This is a genomic window from Mycolicibacterium vaccae NBRC 14118 = CIP 105934, assembly GCF_001552715.1.
GTDB classification, from domain to species: Bacteria; Actinomycetota; Actinomycetes; order Mycobacteriales; family Mycobacteriaceae; genus Mycobacterium; species Mycobacterium vaccae.
In genome coordinates, this window is sequence record NZ_BCRS01000135.1 from 1 (window position 1) to 16,867 (window position 16,867).

Below are 16,867 nucleotides of genomic sequence, written 5' to 3' on the forward strand. Positions count from 1 at the left end.
AGCCCGCGCGGTCGGCGTGCGCCGGGGTCTGCGGCGCCGGGAGGCGCAGGCCCGGTGTCCGGAACTGCACGTGGTCACCGCCGACCCGGCCCGCGATGCCCGGCACTTCGAGAACATCACCACCGCCGTGGACGATCTCGTCCCCCGGGCGGAGGTGCTCCGGCCCGGGCTGCTGGCGCTGTCGGTGCGCGGTGCGGCCCGGTATTTCGGCTCCGAGCAGACCGCCGCCGAGCGGCTGGTCGACGCGGTGGCCGCCGCGGGCGCCGAATGTCAGGTCGGGGTGGCCGATCAGCTGCCCACCGCGGTCTTCGCCGCCCGTGCGGGCCGGCTCGTGGGCGCAGGGGAGGATGCGGCGTTCCTGTCGGGGTTGTCGGTACGGCAGCTGGCCGCCGAACCGAGCCTGTCGTCCGTTCGTCGGGAGGAACTGGCGGATTTGTTGTGGCGCCTGGGAATCCGAACCATCGGTCAGTTCGCCGAGTTGTCGCGCAGCGACGTGGCCTCCCGGTTCGGCGCCGACGCGGTGGTGGCGCACCGGATCGCGCGTGGCGAGCCGGCCCGGGGCCCCTCGGGGCGCGAGCCCGAGGCGGAACTGGACGCGGTGCTGGATTGCGACCCGCCCATCGACCGGGTCGACGCAGCGGCTTTCGCCGGACGGTCGCTGGCCGGCGAACTGCACCGGAACCTGGAGGGCGCGGGGGTGGGGTGCACCCGGCTGGCCATCCACGCGGTGACCGCCACCGGTCAGGAGCTGGAACGGGTCTGGCGGTGCGCGGAGCCGCTGACCGAGGACGCCACCGCGGACCGGGTGCGCTGGCAGTTGGACGGTTGGCTGAATCGCCGCAACCCCCAGGACCGGCCCGCCGCGCCGATCACGGTGCTGCGGCTGCGGCCTGTGGAGGTGGTGTCCGCTGAGGCCCTGCAGCTGCCGCTGTGGGGTGGGGTGGGCGAGGAGGACAGGCTGCGGGCCCGCCGGGCGCTGGTCCGGGTGCAGGGCCTGCTGGGTCCGGATGCGGTCAAGGTGCCGGTGCTCAGCGGTGGGCGGGGGCCGGCCGAGCGCATCACCTTCACTCCGCTCGGTGATGAGCTTGTGCCGCAGTCGAATCCGGACCAGCCGTGGCCGGGCCGGTTGCCCGAGCCCTCGCCGACGGTGCTGCTCGATGACCCCGTGGAGTTGTTCGACGCCGCGGGTGATCCGGTGCGGGTCACCGGCCGGGGCCTGTTCTCCACCGATCCGGTCCGACTGCACGCGCCGGGGCGGTCCGGTCGGCTGTCGTGGTGGGCAGGGCCGTGGCCGGTGGACGAACGGTGGTGGGATCCCCGGCCGGCCAAGGCCGGCCGGACTGCCAGGGCGCAGGTGCTGCTCGACGCCGATCCGGCGCAGGCCCTGCTTCTATGTTACCGGCAACGGCAGTGGTATCTCGAAGGAGCCTACGAGTGATGCACAATTTGATTGTGCACAATTGAATTGTGGGCTACTGTTGTGGACATGGCGCCGCTGAGTCTGGACGACCACCTGTGTTTCGCTCTGTACTCGGCATCACGCGCCATGACCGCGGCCTACCGCCCGCTGCTCGCCGAGCTGGGCATCACCTACCCGCAGTATCTGGTGCTGCTCGTCCTCGGCGAGGAGGGCAGCATCTCAGTCGGCCGTCTCGGCGAGCGGCTGCAGCTCGACTCCGGGACGCTGTCGCCGTTGCTCAAACGCATGGAGGCCGGCGGGATCGTCCGCCGCCGGCGAAGTGACACCGACGAGCGCCAGGTCGAGGTGGCGCTGACAACTGACGGAAAGCGGTTGCGGCGCAAGGCACAGTGCATTCCCGAGCAGCTCTTCCCGCTCACCGGATTGACGCCGGAGCAGGCGATCGACCTGCGCGCAGGCGTGGCCCGCCTCACCGAAGCTCTCATCGACGCCCAGAAAGGCAAACCCCATGGATAAAGTTCTCTACACCGCAGAAGCCCTCGCCACCGGAGAGGGGCGCGACGGCCACGGCCGGACCTCCGACGGCAGGCTCGACCTCGACCTGGCCATCCCCACCGAGATGGGAGGCACCGGCAACGGCACCAACCCCGAGCAGCTCTTCGCGGTCGGTTACGCCGCATGCTTCCATTCGGCGCTGCGCCTGGTGGGCCGCCAGGAGAAGGTCGACGTCTCCGATTCCGCTGTCGGAGCGCGTGTTCAGATCGGACCCACCGACAGCGGCGGCTTCGGGCTGGCCGTCGAGCTGGAGATCACCCTGCCCAACGTCGACCATGACACCGCCGTTCAGGTCGCCGAGAAGGCCCACCAGGTCTGCCCGTACTCGAATGCCACGCGCGGCAACATCGACGTCAAACTGGTGGTCACCGACGACTGACCTCGTCCAACCGTGCGGCGAACGCACCGACCCGCGCGATGAACCGGTCGAAGAACACGGCCGGGTCGACCTCTACTCCGATGAGCGCGTTGGGTTCTCGCCCCCAGCGGTGACTCCAGTCGGCGATGGTCATGCCGCGGGTCAGCGTGCCTGTCAGCTCCACGTCCACCGGGGCGGGCCGGTACCGCACCAGCGCGGTGTCCAGCGCGACCGCGGCGGCCAGCGGGTCGTGCAGGTGGGCCAGATAGCCCTCGCCCTGGTCGTGATGGAACTCGAAGTAGAAGCGCATCGCGTCTTCGAGAGTCCGGATCAGCGGATTGGCCGCCGTCGACGCGGTGCCGCGCGGGTCGCGCACCGACATCGGGGTGGACGGCGAGCCGGCGGCATCGGCCAGTCGGCTCAACAGCTGCGGCGTCAGCACCGCGTGCTCGGTCAGGTTGAGCCCCAACACGATCGGAAGATGCTCGGCGCCTGAGTCGCTCCACGCGGCGAACACCTCGGCCGCCGACTCCGGGTCGACGCTGACGTTCCACTCGGCCACCGGCGTGGTGTTGCCCCGGTAGTCGAAGGCGCCGCCCATGATCACCAGCCGTGCCAGCAGTCGAGGCAACGCGGGTTCGGCGCGCAACGCCAGCGCCAGGTTGGTCAGTGGTCCGGTCGCGATGCCGATCAGCTCGCCGGGGTGTTCCCGGGCGGCGCACACCCACGCCTGCGCGGCGTCGTGGTCGGTGAGTTCCGTTGTCGGATCGGGCAAGCGCGCGTACCCGAGGCCCTGGGGCCCGTGCGTGTCCTCGGCGGTACGCAGCGGCTCCACCAGGGGCACCTCGGACCCCCGTGACACCGGGACCCCGGTGATCCCGCACAGCTCGAGCAGCGCCAGGTTGTTCCGGCACACATCGTCCACCCCGACGTTGCCCGCGGTGGACGCGATCCCGACCAGCTCGGCCTCCGGGCTGGCGAACAGGTACACCAGTGCCATCGCGTCGTCGACGCCGGTGTCGACGTCGACGAAGACCGGCTGACGTACCTGCACCCCGACATGCTCACCCGCCCACCGGCGCAACGTCAACACGACTAGTCTCTGGCCATGCCGCTCGATCCCGGCGCCATCGGCGCGACCACCCCACCGCAGCTGTTCACCTGGACCGACCGGGACACCCTGCTCTATGCGCTCGGCGTCGGTGCCGGCACCGACGATCTCGCGTTCACCACCGAGAACAGTCACGACGTCGAGCAGCAGGTGCTGCCGACCTATGCGGTGATCGCGTGCTCGCCGTTCGCCGCCGCCACCAGGATCGGGTCGTTCGACTTCAGCAGGCTGCTGCACGGATCGCAGAGCATCCGGGTGTTCCGCCCGCTCCCGCCGTCCGGGCGCCTCAGTGTGGTCAGCGAGGTCGCCGACATCCAGGACAAGGGGGAGGGCAAGAACGCGGTGGTGATGTTGAAGGCCACCGGCAGCGACCCGGACACCGGTCAGGCCGTCGCCGAATCGCTGTCCACCCTCGTCATCCGCGGCGAGGGCGGGTTCGGGGGCCGGCCGGGGCAGCGCCCCCAGGCGCAGGCGATCCCGGAGCGTGAGCCCGATGCCCGGGTGGCTCTGCCCACCCGGCAGGACCAGGCACTGATCTACCGGCTCTCCGGGGACCGCAACCCACTGCACAGCGATCCGTGGTTCGCCCAGCTCGCCGGATTCCCGAAGCCGATCCTGCACGGGCTGTGCACCTACGGCGTGGCCGGTCGGGCGCTGGTCGCCGAACTCGGCGGCGGCGACGCTGCCAAGGTCACCGCGGTCGGGGCGCGGTTCACCTCGCCGGTCTTCCCTGGCGAGACGCTGACCACCTCGATCTGGCGTACCGGTGAGGGCCGTGCGGTGTTCCGTACCGAGGCCGCCGGACCGGACGGATCCGACTCCCGCCTGGTGCTCGAGGACGGCGAGGCCGAGTTCGTCGGTTGATCGCGTGGAAACGGGACGTACAAACACTGGGAAATACTTTGCTGGGCTGGTAGCCTTCGCGCAGGGGAGGGGCTATTGATCTGGAACGGGGACGCTTGCGACGGGGGTGAGCGCATGTTTGGTCGTTTGCGGAATTCATCCGCGTCCAAGATCGGCGCTGCGCGGTGGCGCTCCGATCAGTACTACTGGTTTACTGCGATCCTCGCTGCGCGCGGCCTGCAGGTCACGTCCTGCCGACTGGTGGCGCTGTGCATCGTGGCCTTGGGCCTGCTGCCGGTCAGCCTGGCGCTCGGCGGGCCGGGGACCCAGGGCCTGCACATGCGGATCGTCGCGATCGTCATCGCGGTCGGTGCGCTGGCGATGGCGGTGGTGTGGCTGCGCGACCGGTGGCCCACCAGGGCGCAATCGCTGATATGCGTCGCGCTGGGCTCGATCGCGATCGGCACGGCCGCGCTGATCGCGCCCAGTCCTCTGATCGGGTTCCTCGGCACCGCGACGTATGTGGTGCTCACCGTATTCGTCGTGTGTTTCCACGCCGCGCGACTGCTGGCGTTGCCGTGGACGATCGGCGCGGCGGTGCTGGCGGTGCTGTTCGTGCGGCAGGCCTCGGTCGATCTGACGGTCGCGATCTGCTCCCTGGTGGTGGTGGTGCTGCTCAACGTCTTCGTCGCGTTCTCCTGCCGCGCGGTGATCAAGTTGCTGCAGCCCGACGCCCACCACGGTGACATCGAGCAGCTGACCGGCCTGCTGCACCGGGACGCGTTCTACAACTCCGTTGCGACCCTGCTGGCTTCGCGCAGCCGCAGCGACGACAAGTATCTGGTCGTCGTCGCGGTGAACATCGACAGCTTCTCGCTGCTGCTCGGGCTGACGGGCTCCGGCGGCGGGAACCGGGCGCGGGTGACGGTCGGGCAGGCGCTGCGCGAGACGGTGCGGCACAACGCGATCGTCGCGCACGTCTCCGACGACGACTTCCTGATCGCCGACACCTTCACCACCGCCGACGCGTCGCCTCTGGTGGAACGGATTCGCGGTGCGATCGCGGCGACCCCGCAGCGGCTCACGGCCAGCATCGGCGTGGTCTGCACACCGCTGCCGCCGCTGGCCGCCGAACCGCCCGAGGAAGTCCTCGACAAGCTGATCGGGATCGCCACCCAGGCGATCGAACAGGCCCGGATGGCCGGCGGCAACCAGGTTCGCTACGTCCTGCGCCCCAACCTCGAAGGCGGCGACGAGGACGGCAACGGGATGAGCGCCTGACGGTCGAACGCCTGTTCGATACACTGGCCGGGTGGGTTGGCACACCGGGCCGCCGAGTTGGGGCGAGATGCAGCGCGTGCTGGACGGCAAGCCGCGCCGGGCCGGCTGGCCGATCGACCAGCAGGTCGGCGACGGCGGCGACAGCCCGGCCTGGTCGCGCAAGCGGGGCCGGTACGAAGCGCCCGACCTGTCCCGGCCGGGGGCCTCGGTGCCCTTCGCCGAACTGCACACCCACTCGGCCTACAGCTTCCTCGACGGCGCCAGCACGCCGGAGGAACTCGTGGAGGAGGCGGCCCGGCTCGATCTGCGCGCCATCGCGCTGACCGACCACGACGGGCTCTACGGGGTGGTGCGGTTCGCCGAGGCGGCCCGAGAGCTCGACGTGGCCACGGTGTTCGGCGCCGAGTTGTCCCTGGGCGGGGGCGCCCGCACCGACGTTCCCGATCCGCCCGGACCGCACCTGCTGGTGCTGGCCCGCGGGCCGGAGGGGTACCGGCGGCTGTCGCGGCAGCTGGCCGCGGCACATCTGGCCGGCGGGGAGAAAGGGGTGCTGCGCTACGACTTCGACGCGCTGACCGAGGCCGCAGGCGGGCACTGGCAGATCCTCACCGGGTGCCGTAAAGGTCATGTCCGGCAGGCGCTTTCCACTGGCGGGCCGGAGGCGGCCGAGGCGGCACTGGCCGATCTGGTGGACCGGTTCGGTCCCGACCGGGTGACCGTGGAGCTCACCCACCACGGCCATCCGCTCGACGACGAACGCAACGCCGCGCTGGCCGCGCTGGCGCCCCGGTTCGGCGTCGGCGTCGTCGCCACCACCGCCGCGCACTTCGCCGAACCGTCGCGGGGCAGGCTCGCGATGGCGATGGCGGCGATCCGGGCCCGTAATTCCGTCGACGACGCCGCGGGTCACCTGGCACCCCTGGGCGGTTCGCATCTGCGTTCCGGGCTGGAGATGGCGCGGTTGTTCGCCCGCTTCCCGGAGGCGGTGACGGCCGCCGCCGAGCTCGGCGAACAGTGCGCGTTCGGGCTGGCGCTGATCGCTCCGCAGCTACCGCCGTTCGACGTGCCCGACGGGCACACCGAGAACAGCTGGTTGCGGCACCTGGTGATGCAGGGCGCACGCGAGCGCTACGGCCCTCCGGAGCGGGCGGCCCGCGCATACGCCCAGATCGAGCGCGAGCTCGCCGTCATCGAGCAGCTGAACTTTCCCGGCTACTTCCTGGTGGTGCACGACATCACCCGGTTCTGCCGGGAGAGCAACATCCTGTGCCAGGGCAGGGGATCGGCGGCCAACTCCGCGGTCTGTTACGCGCTCAAGGTCACCAACGTCGATCCGGTCGCCAACGGCCTGCTGTTCGAACGCTTCCTGTCCCCGGCCCGCGACGGGCCGCCCGACATCGACATCGACATCGAATCCGACCTGCGCGAGAACGCGATCCAGTACGTCTACCAGCGCTACGGACGGGAATACGCCGCCCAGGTGGCCAACGTGATCACCTACCGGGGGCGAAGCGCGGTGCGCGACATGGCCCGGGCGCTGGGGTTCTCGCAGGGGCAGCAGGACGCCTGGAGCAAGCAGTTCAGCCAGTGGGGCAATCTGTCCGACGCCACCCACACCGACGACATCCCGGAGCCGGTGATCGACCTGGCCAAGCAGATCTCCAACCTGCCCCGGCACATGGGTATCCACTCCGGCGGCATGGTGATCTGCGACCGCCCGATCGCCGACGTGTGCCCGGTCGAATGGGCCCGGATGGCTGATCGCAGTGTGCTGCAATGGGACAAAGACGACTGCGCGGCAATCGGTTTGGTGAAGTTCGACCTGCTGGGTCTCGGCATGCTCTCGGCGCTGCACTACGCCATCGACCTGGTCGCCGAACACAAGGGCATCGAGGTCGACCTGGCCAAGCTGGACCTGTCCGAACCGGCCGTCTACGAGATGTTGCAGCGCGCCGACTCGGTCGGAGTGTTCCAGGTGGAGTCGCGGGCCCAGATGGCCACGCTGCCCAGGCTCAAGCCGCGGATGTTCTACGACCTGGTCGTCGAGGTGGCCCTGATCCGGCCGGGGCCGATCCAGGGCGGCTCGGTGCATCCGTACATCAAGCGGCGCAACGGACAGGAGGCGGTCACCTACGACCACCCGTCGATGGCGCCTGCGCTGCGAAAGACGTTGGGCGTGCCGCTGTTCCAGGAACAGTTGATGCAGCTGGCCGTCGACTGCGCCGGGTTCTCACCGGCCGAGGCCGACCAGTTGCGGCGCGCAATGGGTTCGAAACGTTCGACGGAGAAGATGCGCCGGCTGCGCGGCCGATTCTTCGACGGCATGGCAGACAAGCACGGCATCACCGGCGAGGTGGCCCAGCGGATCTACGAGAAGCTGGAGGCGTTCGCCAACTTCGGTTTCCCGGAAAGCCATTCGCTGAGCTTCGCGTCGCTGGTGTTCTACTCGTCGTGGTTCAAGCTGCACCACCCCGCGGCGTTCTGCGCGGCGCTGCTGCGCGCCCAGCCGATGGGTTTCTACTCGCCGCAGACTCTGGTCGCCGATGCGCGCAGGCACGGCGTCGCCGTGCACGGCCCGGATGTCAACGCCAGTCTGGCGCACGCCACGTTGGAGAACCACGGGCTGGACGTGCGGCTGGGCCTGGGCAGCGTCCGTCACATCGGGACCGAGCTGGCCGAACAGCTCGTCGCGGAACGGAAAGCGCACGGCCCCTTCACTTCTCTGACGGACCTGACCAGGCGGGTGCAGCTTTCGGTGCCGCAGACCGAGGCGCTGGCCACCGCAGGTGCGCTGGGCTGTTTCGGGATCTCCCGGCGCGAGGGGCTGTGGGCAGCGGGTGCGGCGGCCACCGAACGGCCCGACCGCCTGCCCGGGGTCGGGTCGGCCTCGCACGTGCCGTCGCTGCCGGGCATGTCGGAACTGGAGTTGACCGTCGCGGACGTGTGGGCCACCGGGGTGTCGCCGGACCGATACCCGACGGAGTTCCTTCGCGCGGATCTGGCGGCCATGGGGGTGGTGCCTGCCGATCAGCTGCTGTCGGTGCCGGACGGCACCCGGGTGCTGGTGGCCGGGGCGGTGACCCACCGGCAGCGGCCGGCCACCGCGCAGGGGGTCACGTTCATGAACCTCGAAGACGAGACCGGGATGGTCAATGTGATGTGTTCCCAAGGGGTCTGGGCCCGGCACCGCAAGCTTGCCCTGACCGCGTCGGCGCTGGTGGTGCGCGGCATCGTGCAGAACGCCACCGGAGCGGTCACCGTGGTGGCCGACCGGATGGGGCCGATCAACATGAGGGTGGCCTCGAAGTCCCGCGACTTCCGTTAGGCGACCACTGCCGAAATTGCATTCCACGCGGCGTTTTTCGCGAAACGACCGCGTGGAATGCAATTTCGGCGGAAACGGGAACGGTAGGCTCGGCACAATGACGCTCAATCTCTCCGCGGACGAAGTTCTGACCACCACCCGATCGGTGCGCAAGCGGCTGGATTTCGACAAGCCGGTGCCCCGCGAGGTGCTGATGGAATGCCTGGACATCGCCCTTCAGGCGCCGACGGGGTCCAACAACCAGGGCTGGCAATGGGTGTTCGTCGAGGATCCGGCCAAGAAGAAGGCGATCGCCGACATCTACCGGGCCAATGCGACGCCCTACCTGAACGCGCCGAAACCGTCGCTGGGCGACATGCGGGACGAGCAGCGGCCTCGGGTCGAGGATTCCGCGAGGTACCTCAACGATCACCTCGACGAGGTGCCGGTGATGTTGATCCCGTGCCTGGAGGGCAAGCCGCAGGACGCGGTCTCGGGGGCCAGCGCCGGATACTGGGGCTCACTGCTTCCCGCGGTGTGGAGCTTCATGCTGGCTCTGCGTGCGCGTGGGCTGGGGTCGGCGTGGACGACACTGCACCTGCTCGGCGACGGCGAGCGGCAGGCCGCCGAGATCCTCGGCATCCCGTTCGACGACTACAGCCAGGCCGGTCTGTTTCCGATCGCCTACACCAAAGGCACCGACTTCCGGCGCGCCAAGCGGCTGCCCGCCGAGCAGCTGACCCACTGGGACACCTGGTAGACCCGGATCACACCGCGCCGCTGAACCCGTGTTGGCGCCAGGCCTCGTACACGGCTACGGCGGCGGCGTTGGACAGGTTCAGCGAGCGCCGCCCGGCCAGCATCGGGATGCGCACCTGGGACGTGACGTGCGGGTCGGCGAGCGTCGCGTCGTCGAGTCCGGTCGGTTCCGGTCCGAACATCAGCACATCGCCGGGCCGGTAGGCGATGTCGGCGAACGATGTGGTGGCGTGCGCGGTGAACGCGAACACCCGCGCCGGGGTCACCGCAGCCCACGCGGCGTCGAGGTCGGCGTGCACGAACACCGACGCGAGATCGTGGTAGTCCAGCCCGGCCCGGCGCAACTTCGGTTCGGACAGGTCGAAACCGAGCGGCTCGACCAGGTGCAGTTCGCACCCGGTCCCTGCCACCATCCGGATCGCGTTGCCCGTATTGGGCGCGATCCGTGGCGAGTAGAACATCACCTTGAACACACCGGGATAATGCCAGCATGGTCGAAACGAGTCTCTGGATGCGCAAGGTTGCCGAGGATCCCGGGCATTCGCGTTGGTACATCGAGCGTTTCCGGGCACTGGCGCGGGCCGGCGACGATCTGGACGGCGAGGCCCGGATGGTGGACGCGATGGCACCGCGCGGCGCCCGGATCCTCGACGCCGGGTGCGGCCCGGGCCGGGTGGGCGGGTATCTGGCTGCGGCCGGGCACCGGGTGGTCGGCGTCGACGTCGACCCGGCGCTCATCGAGGCCGCCGAGCAGGACCATCCCGGACCACGGTGGCTCGTCGGGGACCTCGCCGAGCTCGACTTGCCCGCGCGGGGCATCGCCGAACCGTTCGACCTGATCGTGTCGGCCGGCAACGTGATGACGTTCCTGGCGCCCAGCACCCGAGGCCAGGTGCTGGAGCGGCTCCGGGCCCACCTCGTCGACGACGGCCGCGTGGTGATCGGGTTCGGCGCCGGGCGTGACTATGCGTACTCGGAGTTCCTCGCCGACGCCGCCGGTGCCGGGTTGACGCCGGACCTGCTTCTCGCGAGCTGGGACCTGCGCCCGTTCGACGAGGGATCCGACTTCCTCGTCGCGGTTCTGCGACCCGGGTAGTCGTTCGCCCGGGCGAGCCGTCAGTCCAAGCAGGTTTCGTAGCTGGCGATGGAGATCAGGCCGGCGAGTGTGTCGACGTCGACCACTTCGCTGCACATCGCTCGCATCAGGGGAGAGTCACCGATTTCGGAGGCATCGGCCAGAGTGGCCACCTCCACGCCGTTGCGGACCATTTCGCACCTCCGGGTACAAGTGCCAGGTTACCTAATGTGACGCGGTTCTCACTTAACTTGATGCGGCTATTGTCCGCGTGTCGTTCCGGTCCGGCGGCGTCGAATGCGTAACGATCGCCTACCGTTTCGGCCAATGGCATCTGAAGGCCGTCGAAATTTGTTTGCCAGCATCACCTTTGGCTAACCTCCGGGAAGTTTGCGAGTGGGCATATCCAGTGCCAACGGTGGAAACCGCGGAAACTGGCTGGCATACTCGTCCAATTGCCAGCAGAAGTAACCCCCGACCAGCGCACGGCACGCGTCCGGCGCGGTGGGCGCTGTCCAACTGGCCGGTCCGGACGAAAGTGCTCGCCCTGGTGCTCGTACCGCTGGTGCTGGCGTGCGTGTTCGGCGGTCTGCGCATCCACGCCGGGGTGACCTCGGCGACCGAATTGCGCAGCGCGGCGCAGCGCGCGGAGGTCGTGCCGGCCGTCGCCGGTTTCATGGCCGACCTCGAGACCGCCATGGTGACCATGACCGAAGGCCGCGACCCCGGGCAGGCGATGGCCGCGTTCGAGGCGGCCAGGTCCGAGCTGCAGCATCTGCTCGACGTCACGCCCGTCGACGACAACGTCCGGCTGGCCGTCAACACCCTCCTCGACTACGGGCAGGGCCTGCTCGACAAGATCGGCGCGGGCGCAATCGATCTGCGCACCCGGGTGATGACCTACGGGCCTCTGCTCATCACCGCGCAGACCGCGATCACGGGTCTGGTCGGTACGGACGACGCGCAGCTGCGTGCGGACGCGGACACGTTGTCCCGGGCGGTCGGCGCGCGTGGCCAGATGGCGATGCAGCGGATGCTCGTCAGTCGTGGTGCCGAATTGCCTGAGCCGCTGCTGCGGTCGGCGATGGTCACCGTCGCCGGCACCGAGCCGGCGACCGTCACCGCGTTGGGCGGCTACCTCGGCGGCGCGACGGAGGAGGCCTCGGCACTGCGTTCGGAGATGGTCAAGCGGATGTCGCTGCTGTCCGATCCGGCGACCGTGCTCGTGGGCAACCCCGAACTGCGTGCGTCGCAGGAGATCACCGAGGACATCGCCGACGACGTGATCGCGCAGACCGCCGCCGGCATCCCGGCGGCGGTGGCGCGGCAGGCCGACGACGCGCGCGCCACGGCGATCCGCGACGCCGCCCTCGTCGGTGCGGCGATCCTGCTGGCGGCGACCCTGGTCGCGCTGGTGGCCCGCTCGATGGTGCGGCCGCTACGGAGGCTGCGCGACAGCGCGCTGAAGGTCGCACACGAGGATCTGGCGCGCGAGGTCGATCAGGTCCGCCGCGACGGCAGGGAGTTCACCGTCGAGCCGATCCCGGTGCACACCTCCGAGGAGGTCGGGCAGGTCGCGCACGCGGTCGACGAACTGCACCAGCAGGCGGTCGTGCTCGCCGGCGAACAGGCGCGGCTGCAGATGCAGGTGAGCGACATGTTCGAGACGTTGTCGCGGCGCAACCGGTCCCTGGTCGATCGGCAGCTCGCACTCATCGACGGTCTCGAGCGCGACGAGCAGGATCCCGCCCGCCTCGAGAGTCTTTTCCACCTCGACCATCTCGCGGCCCGGATGCGCCGTAACGGCGCCAACCTGATGGTGCTGGCCGGTGCGCGGGTCTCGAGGGACCGCAGCGAGCCGGTTCCGGTGACCGCGCTCGTCAACGCCGCCGCATCGGAAGTGGAGGACTACCCCCGCGTGGTCACCGGTGGACTCCCCGACACCCGGATCGACGGTGCCGTCGCCGGTGACCTGGTGCACGTGCTGGCCGAACTGATCGACAACGCGCTGCGGTACTCGCCGCCGAGCACCCGGGTCCGGGTGTCGGCGGTGCCGACCGGCAACAACGGTCTGGTGATCGAGGTCAGCGACACCGGGTTGGGGATGACCGACTCGGGTCTGCGGGTGGCCAACACCCGGCTGGAGTCGGGCGGCGAGGTCACCGCGTACACCGCGCGACACATGGGGCTGTTCGTGGCGGGCCGGCTCGCCGCTGCCCACGGCCTGGTGGTGCGGTTGCGCAGCACTGTGGCGGGGGAGCCCGGCTCGGGCACCACTGCCGGGGTATACCTTCCGGCGCGCCTGCTGGTCTCGGCCGCCCCTGTCGTCCGCAGGGCTGCGCCCGAGCGCGTCCCGGTCGCCCCGCCCGCGCCCGTCGTCGTTGCCGCTGAGCCCGCCCCCGCGCCCACGCCGGTCGCGGTTCCGGTCGGCGATGATTCCGGCGACGCGATCTATCAGACGATGCTCTCCGAGTGGCTGGTCGACCCGCACGAGCTGTCGCGCAGCACGGACCTGGACTGGAAGTCGGTGTGGGACAACGGCTGGTCTGCCGCCGAGGCAGCAGCGGCGGCACCGGTGCTCGACCACACTCCGGAGGGACTACCGATGCGGCGTCCGGGTGCGCGGCTGGTGCCCGGTCACGCAGACCGGGGACCGGTAGCATCGGCCCCGCGCGACCCGGAAGCCGTTCGCGCCAGCATCGGCAGCCACTTCGGCGGCGTCAATGCCGGCCGGCGGCGAGCCCAGGAAACCGGAGGTTCGGACTCCCGATGACCGTGCCGTCTGCGCCGACCTCGTTGGACTGGCTGGTGGCCAGGTTCGCCCGCGAGGTGCCCGGGGTGTCGCACGCGGTCCTGGTCTCGGCGGACGGGTTGCGGATGGCGTCCAGCGAGCACATCCCGCAGGAGCGGGCTGATCAGCTGGCGGCGGTGGCGTCGGGGCTGGCGAGCCTGTCGACGGGTGCCGCGCAGCTGTTCGACGGCGGCCCGGTGCTGCAGTCGGTCGTCGAGATGGAGAACGGCTACCTGCTGCTGATGCGGGTGGGCGACGGGTCGAACCTTGCGGCGCTGGCCGCTCGCAACTGTGACATCGGCCAAATCGGTTACGAGATGGCGATTCTCGTCGAGCGCGTGGGCGCGGTTGTGCAGGCGTCGCGACGTGCCCCGCAGCAGCCGTGAGCGGCGCATGGGTGCGCACGCCAAACCGGAACGCGAATCTGCTCCGCCCAGTCTGGTACGCCCGTACACGCTGACGGCCGGGCGCACCGACTCCGCCGTGCAACTTCCGCTGGAGGCGCCGGTCGGCCTGGCGGCTGCGGCGCCGCCGTCGGGCTGGTCGGCTGACGACGTCCGCGCCCAGATCTTGGACGTGTGTGCCGAGCGTCCCTCCGTGGCCGAGATTGCCGCGCATCTCTCACTCCCGCTGGGCGTGGCGCGGGTGCTCGTGGGGGATCTGGTGGTGCAGGGTTATCTGTGGGTACACCCGACGTTGGGGCAGGCCGAGACGGCCGACGAACGACGGGAACTGATCGGAAGGACACTGCGTGGCCTCAGGGCGCTCTAGGGCATCGACGAAGATCGTGGTCTCTGGCGGATTCGGCGTCGGCAAGACCACGTTCGTGGGCGCGGTGTCGGAGATCGTGCCCTTGCGCACCGAGGCGGTGGTGACCGACGTGTCGCAGGGTGTGGACGAACTCGAAGCCACGCCGGACAAGTCGACGACCACGGTCGCGATGGATTTCGGGCGCATCAGCCTGGACGAGGGTCTGGTCCTGTATCTGTTCGGGACACCCGGCCAGCGCCGGTTCTGGTTCATGTGGGACGACCTGATCCGCGGTGCGATCGGCGCGATCGTTCTCGTGGACGTCCGCCGGCTGGCCGACAGTTTCGCCGCGGTGGACTTCTTCGAGGCGCGCAACCTGCCATTCCTGGTCGCGGTCAACGAATTCGACGACGCCCCGCGCCACCCGCTGTCGGCCGTGCGCAACGCCCTGGCGCTACCCGAGCACGTGCCGCTGATCACCGTGGACGCCCGAAGCAGGGAATCGGCCAGGAGTGCATTGATCGCGGTCACCGAATACGCGCTGACGCGACTGGCGGCGACCGGCTGATGGACGCCCACGAAAGCGATCGCGAGTTCGAGCGGCAGAACTTCCGCGACGAGGATCTCAGCCGGCTGCGCACCGAGCGGGTGGTGTTCACCGAATGCGACTTCACCGGTGCCGAACTGTCCGATTCCGAACACGTCGGGTCAGCCTTCCGTAACTGCACGTTCCGTCGGACATCACTGTGGCACAGCACTTTCCGCAACTGCAGCTTCCTCGGGTCGACATTCACGGAGTGCCGGCTGCGGCCGCTGACACTCGTCGAGGTGGACTTCACGCTGGCGGTGCTGGCCGGGGTCGACCTGCGCAAGACCGATCTGTCGGGTTGCCGACTCCGGGAGACCAGTCTGGTCGGCTCGGACCTACGGGAGGCGGTGCTGGCGGGGGCGGACCTGAGTGGGGCACGGGTGCAGAATGCGCGCTTCGACGATGCGGACCTGCGGGGCGCCCGGGTGGACCCCACGTTCTGGACGACCGCCAAGTTGCGGGGCGCCAAGGTCGACATCGAGCAGGCGATGGCGTTCGCGGCGGCCCACGGGCTCGATATCTCGGGCTGAACCGCGTCGCGGCTGGTCAAAAAGCCGCACATGCCTGCGTGTTTAACGGCACAGCAGGATATGTCGCATCCTGAATGCGTATTTACCTAGCGTCGGAGTCGGACCACGACGAAAGGACGTCCGATGACCGTCACCGCCCCCGCCGAACTGGAACCAGCGCACGCGCAGATCATCTCGGCCACGCTGCCGCTGATCGGCGCGCACATCGACGAGATCACCACGGAGTTCTACCGCCGGATGTTCGGTGCGCATCCAGAACTGCTGCGCAACCTGTTCAACCGCGGCAATCAGGCACAGGGTGCGCAACAGCGGGCGTTGGCGGCCTCCATCGCGACGTTCGCTTCCCACCTCATCGATCCGGGGTTGCCGCATCCGGCGGAGTTGCTCTCGCGGATCGGGCACAAGCACGCATCGCTCGGGGTGACTGCCGACCAGTACCCGGTGGTGCACGAGCATCTCTTCGCCGCCATCGTGGAGGTGCTGGGCGCCGACACGGTCACCGAGGACGTGGCCGAGGCGTGGGACCGGGTGTACTGGATCATGGCCGACACCCTGATCGGCATGGAACGCGATCTCTACCGCAGCGCAGGTGTGGCCGACGGCGACGTTTATCGACGCGCCCGGGTGGTGTCGCGGGTCGACGACCCCTCGGGAGCGGTGCTGATCACCGTTCGACCGCTGGGCGGGGAGAACGTCGATTTTCTTCCCGGGCAGTATGTTTCGATTGGTGTGACGATGCCCGACGGGGCGCGCCAGCTGCGTCAGTACAGCCTGGTCAACGCTGCGGGCCGGGATGTGCTCACCTTCGCGGTCAAGCCGGTGGCCGCAGTCGGTGAGTCTCCCGCGGGCGAAGTGTCGTCGTGGATCGCGGCGAACGTGTGCGTCGGCGACATCCTGGACGTCACCGTGCCCTTCGGTGATCTGCCCGCTCCGGACGGCAGCAGGCCGGTGGTGCTGATCTCGGCCGGCATCGGGATCACGCCGATGGTCGGGATCCTGGAATACCTTGCGGCGTCGGCGCCCGACACCCCGGTGCGGGTGCTGCACGCCGATCGCAGCGACCAGACCCACCCGCTGCGGGAGCGCCAGCACGAACTGGCCGCCGCACTGTCCGACGCGCGCCTGGACATCTGGTACGAGGACGGGATGACGGCGGGTACACCGGATTCGCACGCAGGTCTGATGGACCTGGCCGGCATCGAATTGCCCACGGACGCCGATGTTTATCTGTGCGGCAACAACGGCTTCGTGCAGGCCGTACGCGCGCAGCTTCTTGATCGCGGCATAGCGGGGGACCGGCTGCACTGCGAGTTGTTCTCGCCCGACGACTGGCTGCTGGGCTGATTCGCCTGGGCGCCGAACTTGCATTCCCGTAGGTGTTTTCCCGCATTGTGGCGACGTGGTTGCAGGCTCGGCGGCGGTTTTCTGCCAGCGGCTCGACCAATTTCTGCCAGTTGAAATTAACTCGGTGAGCTTCGGGTTTAACGGGTCAGAAGCAGAG

General features: G+C 69.4%; 17 protein-coding genes. 14 read left to right on the forward strand and 3 right to left on the reverse strand.

The genetic code is table 11. The features are described from left to right. The 3 genes from MVA01S_RS22175 to MVA01S_RS22185 all read left to right on the forward strand — a co-directional run. A partial coding sequence (locus tag MVA01S_RS22175; RefSeq protein ID WP_060941693.1) for a DNA polymerase Y family protein occupies positions 1–1,438 on the forward strand: 1,438 nt, incomplete at its 5' end. A 48-nt stretch (positions 1,439–1,486) separates the two neighbouring features. Continuing rightward, positions 1,487–1,936: a MarR family winged helix-turn-helix transcriptional regulator gene (locus MVA01S_RS22180; RefSeq protein WP_040540604.1), complete on the forward strand. Its 450-nt coding sequence runs from the start codon at positions 1,487–1,489 to the stop codon at positions 1,934–1,936. Further along, positions 1,929–2,354, forward strand: a complete 426-nt coding sequence (locus MVA01S_RS22185; protein ID WP_003929278.1) for an organic hydroperoxide resistance protein — start codon at positions 1,929–1,931, stop codon at positions 2,352–2,354. The genes MVA01S_RS22180 and MVA01S_RS22185 overlap by 8 nt, the downstream gene beginning before the upstream one ends. Here the strand turns inward: MVA01S_RS22185 and MVA01S_RS22190 are convergent. Then, a complete protein-coding gene (locus MVA01S_RS22190; protein ID WP_003929279.1) occupies positions 2,341–3,426 on the reverse strand; it encodes a nucleoside hydrolase in 1,086 nt (361 codons plus the stop codon). The genes MVA01S_RS22185 and MVA01S_RS22190 overlap by 14 nt on opposite strands. Positions 3,427–3,441: 15 nt before the next feature. On the opposite strand from MVA01S_RS22190, the gene MVA01S_RS22195 reads away from it, so the two are divergent. The 4 genes from MVA01S_RS22195 (at position 3,442) to MVA01S_RS22210 (ending at position 9,632) form a co-directional block, all read left to right on the forward strand. Next, positions 3,442–4,308 (forward strand): MaoC/PaaZ C-terminal domain-containing protein, encoded by an 867-nt coding sequence (locus MVA01S_RS22195; RefSeq protein ID WP_003929280.1) that lies wholly within the window; start codon positions 3,442–3,444, stop codon positions 4,306–4,308. Between the two features lie 126 nt (positions 4,309–4,434). Continuing rightward, entirely contained in the window at positions 4,435–5,568 is a 1,134-nt protein-coding gene (locus tag MVA01S_RS22200) for a diguanylate cyclase domain-containing protein (RefSeq protein ID WP_003929281.1), read from the forward strand. Positions 5,569–5,599: 31 nt separating this feature from the next. Continuing rightward, positions 5,600–8,893, forward strand: a complete 3,294-nt coding sequence (locus MVA01S_RS22205; RefSeq protein WP_003929282.1) for an error-prone DNA polymerase — start codon at positions 5,600–5,602, stop codon at positions 8,891–8,893. 97 nt (positions 8,894–8,990) lie between these two features. After that, positions 8,991–9,632 carry a nitroreductase family protein gene (locus MVA01S_RS22210; RefSeq protein WP_003929283.1) on the forward strand — a complete coding sequence of 214 codons (642 nt, stop codon included), beginning with the start codon at positions 8,991–8,993 and terminating at the stop codon, positions 9,630–9,632. A 7-nt stretch (positions 9,633–9,639) separates the two neighbouring features. Here the strand turns inward: MVA01S_RS22210 and MVA01S_RS22215 are convergent, their stop codons facing one another. Further along, positions 9,640–10,104: a tRNA (cytidine(34)-2'-O)-methyltransferase gene (locus MVA01S_RS22215; protein WP_003929284.1), complete on the reverse strand. Its 465-nt coding sequence runs from the start codon at positions 10,102–10,104 to the stop codon at positions 9,640–9,642. A gap of 17 nt (positions 10,105–10,121) precedes the next feature. Here MVA01S_RS22215 and MVA01S_RS22220 point away from each other — a divergent pair, with 17 nt between their 5' ends. Further along, a complete protein-coding gene (locus MVA01S_RS22220) occupies positions 10,122–10,727 on the forward strand; it encodes a class I SAM-dependent methyltransferase (protein ID WP_003929285.1) in 606 nt (201 codons plus the stop codon). Between the two features lie 20 nt (positions 10,728–10,747). On the opposite strand, the gene MVA01S_RS31565 is transcribed toward MVA01S_RS22220, so the two are convergent. Continuing rightward, positions 10,748–10,900, reverse strand: a complete 153-nt coding sequence (locus tag MVA01S_RS31565; protein ID WP_003929286.1) for a hypothetical protein — start codon at positions 10,898–10,900, stop codon at positions 10,748–10,750. Positions 10,901–11,160: 260 nt separating this feature from the next. Here MVA01S_RS31565 and MVA01S_RS22225 point away from each other — a divergent pair, with 260 nt between their 5' ends. The 6 genes from MVA01S_RS22225 to MVA01S_RS22250 all read left to right on the forward strand — a co-directional run bounded on the left by MVA01S_RS22225 (position 11,161) and on the right by MVA01S_RS22250 (position 16,710). Beyond that, positions 11,161–13,479, forward strand: a complete 2,319-nt coding sequence (locus tag MVA01S_RS22225) for a sensor histidine kinase (RefSeq protein WP_051015233.1) — start codon at positions 11,161–11,163, stop codon at positions 13,477–13,479. Further along, positions 13,476–13,883, forward strand: coding sequence for a roadblock/LC7 domain-containing protein (locus MVA01S_RS22230; protein ID WP_003929288.1), 408 nt, complete (start codon positions 13,476–13,478; stop codon positions 13,881–13,883). The genes MVA01S_RS22225 and MVA01S_RS22230 overlap by 4 nt, the downstream gene beginning before the upstream one ends. Positions 13,884–13,890: 7 nt before the next feature. Next, a complete protein-coding gene (locus MVA01S_RS22235) occupies positions 13,891–14,268 on the forward strand; it encodes a DUF742 domain-containing protein (protein WP_040540601.1) in 378 nt (125 codons plus the stop codon). Next, entirely contained in the window at positions 14,249–14,815 is a 567-nt protein-coding gene (locus MVA01S_RS22240) for a GTP-binding protein (protein ID WP_040540512.1), read from the forward strand. The genes MVA01S_RS22235 and MVA01S_RS22240 overlap by 20 nt, the downstream gene beginning before the upstream one ends. Continuing rightward, entirely contained in the window at positions 14,815–15,366 is a 552-nt protein-coding gene (locus MVA01S_RS22245; protein ID WP_003929291.1) for a pentapeptide repeat-containing protein, read from the forward strand. Before MVA01S_RS22240 ends, MVA01S_RS22245 begins: the two co-directional genes overlap by 1 nt. A 123-nt stretch (positions 15,367–15,489) precedes the next feature. After that, entirely contained in the window at positions 15,490–16,710 is a 1,221-nt protein-coding gene (locus tag MVA01S_RS22250; protein WP_003929292.1) for a globin domain-containing protein, read from the forward strand. Positions 16,711–16,867 lie beyond the last annotated feature (157 nt).